The 5,024-nt window shown below is 60.5% G+C and carries 5 protein-coding genes and 1 pseudogene; all 6 read right to left on the bottom strand.

Annotated elements, in window-relative coordinates:
- Positions 1-279, bottom strand: a 279-nt coding sequence (locus MOV61_RS28270; protein ID WP_247138966.1) for a biotin/lipoyl-containing protein, incomplete at its 3' end; no start/stop codon positions are given.
- Between the two features lie 15 nt (positions 280-294).
- On the bottom strand, positions 295-1,689 hold the full coding sequence (locus MOV61_RS28265) for a pyruvate dehydrogenase complex E1 component subunit beta (RefSeq protein ID WP_247138965.1): 1,395 nt from the start codon (positions 1,687-1,689) through the stop codon (positions 295-297).
- Between the two features lie 18 nt (positions 1,690-1,707).
- Entirely contained in the window at positions 1,708-2,778 is a 1,071-nt protein-coding gene (gene pdhA / locus MOV61_RS28260; RefSeq protein ID WP_038542635.1) for a pyruvate dehydrogenase (acetyl-transferring) E1 component subunit alpha, read from the bottom strand.
- Between the two features lie 194 nt (positions 2,779-2,972).
- Positions 2,973-3,290 (bottom strand): septum formation initiator family protein, encoded by a 318-nt coding sequence (locus tag MOV61_RS28255; RefSeq protein ID WP_038542632.1) that lies wholly within the window; start codon positions 3,288-3,290, stop codon positions 2,973-2,975.
- A gap of 163 nt (positions 3,291-3,453) precedes the next feature.
- On the bottom strand, positions 3,454-4,728 hold the full coding sequence (gene eno / locus MOV61_RS28250; protein WP_038542630.1) for a phosphopyruvate hydratase: 1,275 nt from the start codon (positions 4,726-4,728) through the stop codon (positions 3,454-3,456).
- Between the two features lie 110 nt (positions 4,729-4,838).
- Positions 4,839-5,024, bottom strand: a pseudogene (locus MOV61_RS28245) (3-deoxy-8-phosphooctulonate synthase); the annotation flags it as partial.

Below are 5,024 nucleotides of genomic sequence, written 5' to 3'. Positions count from 1 at the left end.
AGCGCCACCGCCGGCGGCGGCAGCCGAGACATCCTCGCCATCGGCGGCGAGGATGGCGATCAGCGCGTTGACCTTGACGCCCTCGGTGCCGGCCGCGACGACGAGCTTGGCAACGGTGCCCTCATCGACGGATTCGACTTCCATGGTCGCCTTGTCGGTCTCGATCTCGGCGAGCACGTCGCCGGACTTGACCTTGTCGCCTTCCTTGACGAGCCACTTGGAAAGATTGCCCTCTTCCATGGTCGGAGACAGGGCAGGCATGGTGATGTTGATTGGCATCGAAACATCCTCCCCTTATTTGTAGCAGACGGTTTTCACCGCCTGGACGACTTCGCCGACATTCGGCAGCGCCAGCTTTTCGAGATTGGCCGCATAAGGCATCGGAACGTCCTTGCCGGCGATCGTCAGGATCGGCGCATCGAGATAATCGAAGGCCTGCTGCATGACGCGGGTGGCGATTTCGGTGCCGACCGACGACTGCGGATAGCCTTCCTCGACGGTGACCAGGCGGCCGGTCTTCTTGACCGATTCGATGACAGTCGGCAGATCCATCGGACGGATGGTGCGAAGGTCGATCAGTTCGACATCGATGCCTTCCTTTTCCAGCTCGGCGATTGCCTTGAGGGAATAGGTCATGCCGATGCCGAAGGACACGATGGTAACGTCCTTGCCCTTTTTGTGGATGCGGGCCTTGCCGATCGGCAGGACGAAATCGTCGAGCTTCGGCACCTCGAACTGGTGGCCGTAGAGGATTTCGTTTTCGAGGAAGATAACCGGGTTCGGATCGCGGATGGCCGCTTTCAGGAGACCCTTGGCGTCGGCTGCGGTATACGGCATGACGACCTTGAGGCCCGGAATCTGGCTATACCATGCGGCATAATCCTGGCTGTGCTGGGCGCCGACGCGGGCGGCGGCACCGTTCGGGCCGCGGAACACGATCGGCGCACCCATTTGGCCGCCGGACATGTAGAGCGTCTTGGCGGCCGAGTTGATGATCTGGTCGATCGCCTGCATGGCGAAGTTGAAGGTCATGAACTCGACGATCGGCTTCAGGCCCGCCATGGCGGCACCGACGCCGACGCCGGCAAAGCCGTGTTCGGTGATCGGGGTATCGACCACGCGGCGAGCCCCGAATTCCTGCAGCAGGCCCTGGGTGATCTTGTAGGCGCCCTGGTATTCGGCGACTTCCTCACCCATGACGAAGACGTTCTCGTCGCGGCGCATTTCTTCGGCCATTGCGTCGCGCAGTGCTTCGCGAACTGTGGTCATGACCATTTCGGTGCCGGCCGGAATATCCGGATCGGATGCGGCCTGGGCGATCGGCTGGGCCGGAACCGGTGCGGATGCCGAACCGGTCGCGGTCGGCTTTTCTTCCTGTTCGACCTGCGGAGCCGCCTTCGGCGCCTCCTTGGCAGGAGCCGCGGAGCCGATCGAATCAGCGCTCTCACCGTCCTGCAGGAGCACGGCAATCTTGGTGTTGACCTTGACGTTTTCGGTGCCGGCCTCAATCAGCAGCTTGCCGATCACGCCTTCATCAACGGCTTCCACTTCCATGGTCGCCTTGTCGGTCTCGATTTCGGCAATCACGTCGCCGGAGGTGACCTTGTCACCCTCTTTTTTCAGCCACTTGCTGAGCGTGCCTTCCTCCATGGTCGGAGAAAGCGCGGGCATCAGGATATCGATTGGCATTGGGTTCCCTCCCCGCGATCAGAGCAGAATGTCGGTGTAGAGCTCGGACGGATCCGGCTCCGGATCGGCCTGGGCGAAATCGGCGCTATCCGAAACGACGTCGCGGATATCCTTGTCGATCGCCTTCAGCTCGTCTTCGGTCGCCCAGCCCTTTTCGATGAGGCGCAGGCGCACCTGCTCGATCGGGTCGTGCTCCGAGCGCATCTTCTGCACTTCGTCCTTGGAGCGATATTTCGCAGGGTCGGACATGGAGTGGCCGCGATAACGGTAGGTGAGCATTTCGAGAATGATCGGGCCCTTGCCGGAGCGGCAGTGCTCGAGCGCCTCGTCACCGGCGGCCTTCACGGCACGAACGTCCATGCCGTCGACCTGGATGCCGGGGATGCCGAAGCCGGAACCACGCAGCGAGTAGTTCGACTGCGCCGTCGCACGGGCCGTCGAGGTGCCCATCGCATAACGGTTGTTCTCGACGATATAGACGATCGGCAGCTTCCAGAGGGCCGCCATGTTGAAGCTCTCGTAGACCTGGCCCTGGTTGGCCGCGCCATCGCCGAAATAGGCGACCGAGACGCTGTCGTTACCACGATACCTGTTGGCGAAGGCGAGACCGGTTCCGAGCGAAACCTGGGCGCCGACGATGCCGTGGCCGCCGTAGAAATGCTTTTCCTTGGAGAACATGTGCATCGAGCCGCCCTTCCCCCTGGAATAGCCGCCCTTGCGTCCGGTCAGCTCCGCCATGACGCCACGCGCGCTCATGCCGGTTGCCAGCATATGCCCATGGTCGCGATAGGCGGTGATAACCTGGTCACCCTCCTGCTGCGCCATCTGCATGCCGACGACGACAGCTTCCTGGCCGATATAGAGGTGACAGAAACCACCGATGAAGCCCATGCCGTAGAGCTGACCGGCCTTTTCCTCGAAACGGCGGATCATCAGCATCTCACGATAGGCGTGAAGATCCTGATCCTTGCCGAAATCCGGGGTGTTTTTGCCCGTAAACTCCTTGGCGGAGGATTTCGAGGCTGATTTGATTGCAGACTTTGCCGCTGGTTTGCGGCCGGATACAGACGCGGTTTTTGTCGGCGCCATTCATCCCTCCCTTTGAGTTCTGCGTTGAGAGCGAGATTACGCTCTGACGTATATCGCCAGATTCCCACTCTGGTTTCGGGGCGTACCATAGGCAAGAAAAGCTGCCCCAGCAATGCCATAAACGCATGGCTCACATTCCGTGCAACACTATGAAAAGGTTACAGAAATATGAAATTAACTAGATTTCGGTTAATTTAGAAGTAGTTGTTGAAGATGACGATTTCGTCGCCGCGCGAGACATTCAGCTGATAACGGGCGATCTCGTCCAGCATGTCCTTGTCAAGCGAACCATCGCTCATCAGTTGAACCTGCCGCTCCAGCGTCTCGCGCCGAGCGGTCAGCTTGGCGAGCTCGCCTGCACGCGCCTGCCGCTGACGTTCGAATTCCTCCGTGGCGATCAGGCCGAGATCGCCGTGGATGGAATGATAGCCGAAGTAGCAAAGAAACGCGACTGTGATGGCGGGAAGAACAAAACGGCCGAATTTTCTTTTCTTATGATGCTTTGTCCACATACCGCTCTAACGCCTTGCCACGCTTACGGGATCTCAAATCGATCCGAAACAGAGCTTCAAATTCGCAGAACTTGCTTAAGCAATCGTTGACCAGAATCGAGTCCGAAAAAAGCCCGCGTCTTTCGGCGCGGGCTTCCATGAAAATGTCGAACCTGGGAGGCTGTCAGGCCTTCAGGACGCTGCGGCCGGCATAAACGGCCTGCGGACCGAGCATTTCCTCGATGCGGATAAGCTGGTTGTACTTGGCAAGCCGGTCGGAGCGCGACAGCGAGCCGGTCTTGATCTGCCCGCAATTGGTGGCGACGGCGAGATCGGCGATCGTCGAGTCTTCGGTTTCACCCGAGCGGTGCGACATGACGGCGGTGTAGGCCGCCTTGTGGGCAGTCTCGACGGCATCGAGCGTTTCCGACAGCGAGCCGATCTGATTGACCTTGACCAGGATCGAATTGGCGACGCCCTGCCTGATGCCATCGCGCAGGCGCGACGAGTTGGTGACGAACAGATCGTCGCCGACGAGCTGGCACTTGGCGCCGATCTTGTCGGTCAGGTACTTCCAGCCGGCCCAATCGTCTTCGGCCATGCCGTCTTCGATCGAAATGATCGGGTACTTTGCTGCAAGCTCGGCGAGGTAATCGGCCATGGCTTCCGGCTCGAGCGTGCGGCCCTCGCCTTCCATCTCGTACTTGCCGTTCTTGAAGAATTCGGTCGAGGCGCAGTCGAGCGCCAGGCAGACGTCGTCGCCTGGGGTATAGCCGGCCTTCTCGACCGACTTCATGATGAAATCGAGGGCTTCCGGCGCGCTCTTCAGGCCCGGTGCGAAACCACCTTCGTCGCCGACATTGGTGTTGTGACCTTGGGCCGCCAGTTCCTTCCGCAGGACGTGGAAGATCTCCGAGCCCATGCGCACGGCGTCCTTCAGCGTGTCGGCGCCGACCGGCATGATCATGAATTCCTGGAAGTCGATCGGGTTGTCGGCATGAGCGCCGCCGTTGATGATGTTCATCATCGGAACCGGCAGGACATGCGCGTTCGGACCGCCGACATAACGGTAGAGCGGCAGGCCGGATGTTTCGGCGGCAGCTTTTGCAACGGCGAGCGAGACGCCGAGGATGGCGTTGGCGCCGAGGCGCGACTTGTTCGGCGTGCCGTCGAGCGCGATCATCGTCTTGTCGATATGGATCTGGCTTTCGGCATCGAAACCGCCGATCGCATCGAAGATCTCGGTGTTGACGGCTTCGACCGCCTTTTCGACGCCCTTGCCGTGGTAGCGCTTGCCGCCGTCGCGCAGTTCGACGGCTTCATGTGCGCCGGTGGAGGCGCCCGACGGAACGGCCGCACGGCCCATCGAACCGTCTTCCAGATAGACATCCACCTCAACGGTCGGATTGCCGCGGCTGTCGAGAATTTCGCGGGCGATGATATCGGTGATGGCGGTCAAGGGTCTCTCCCTGGGTTTGGACTTGACGTCACGAGGTCACTGAAAATGTCTCATAATCAATGACACGAAAATTACAATCGAAGCAGTTTGCGTGCTTTTTGTGGGCGCGCTCACGCCGCCTTGGCGACGGCGTCGAGGGCAAGCAGCTTTTCGAGCAGCCGCGGCATGTCCTTCAGATGCACCATGTTCGGGCCGTCCGAGGGAGCATTGTCGGGGTCCTGATGGGTTTCCACGAAGACGCCGGCGACACCGACAGCCACGGCTGCGCGCGCCAGCACCGGCACCATGGTGCGGTC

This window comes from Neorhizobium sp. BETTINA12A (genome assembly GCF_023006485.1).
Classification (GTDB): domain Bacteria; phylum Pseudomonadota; class Alphaproteobacteria; order Rhizobiales; family Rhizobiaceae; genus Neorhizobium.
The sequence above is the reverse complement of the archived record's forward strand: the minus strand, read 5'-3'. Positions and strand labels throughout refer to the sequence as shown.

What these genes read in the sequence shown, in the direction of transcription:
- MOV61_RS28255 (WP_038542632.1), bottom strand. Translation starts at nt 3,290, where the DNA reads ATGTGGACAAAGCATCATAAGAAAAGAAAATTCGGCCGTTTTGTTCTT.
- pdhA (WP_038542635.1), bottom strand. Translation starts at nt 2,778, where the DNA reads ATGGCGCCGACAAAAACCGCGTCTGTATCCGGCCGCAAACCAGCGGCA.
- MOV61_RS28265 (WP_247138965.1), bottom strand. Translation starts at nt 1,689, where the DNA reads ATGCCAATCGATATCCTGATGCCCGCGCTTTCTCCGACCATGGAGGAA.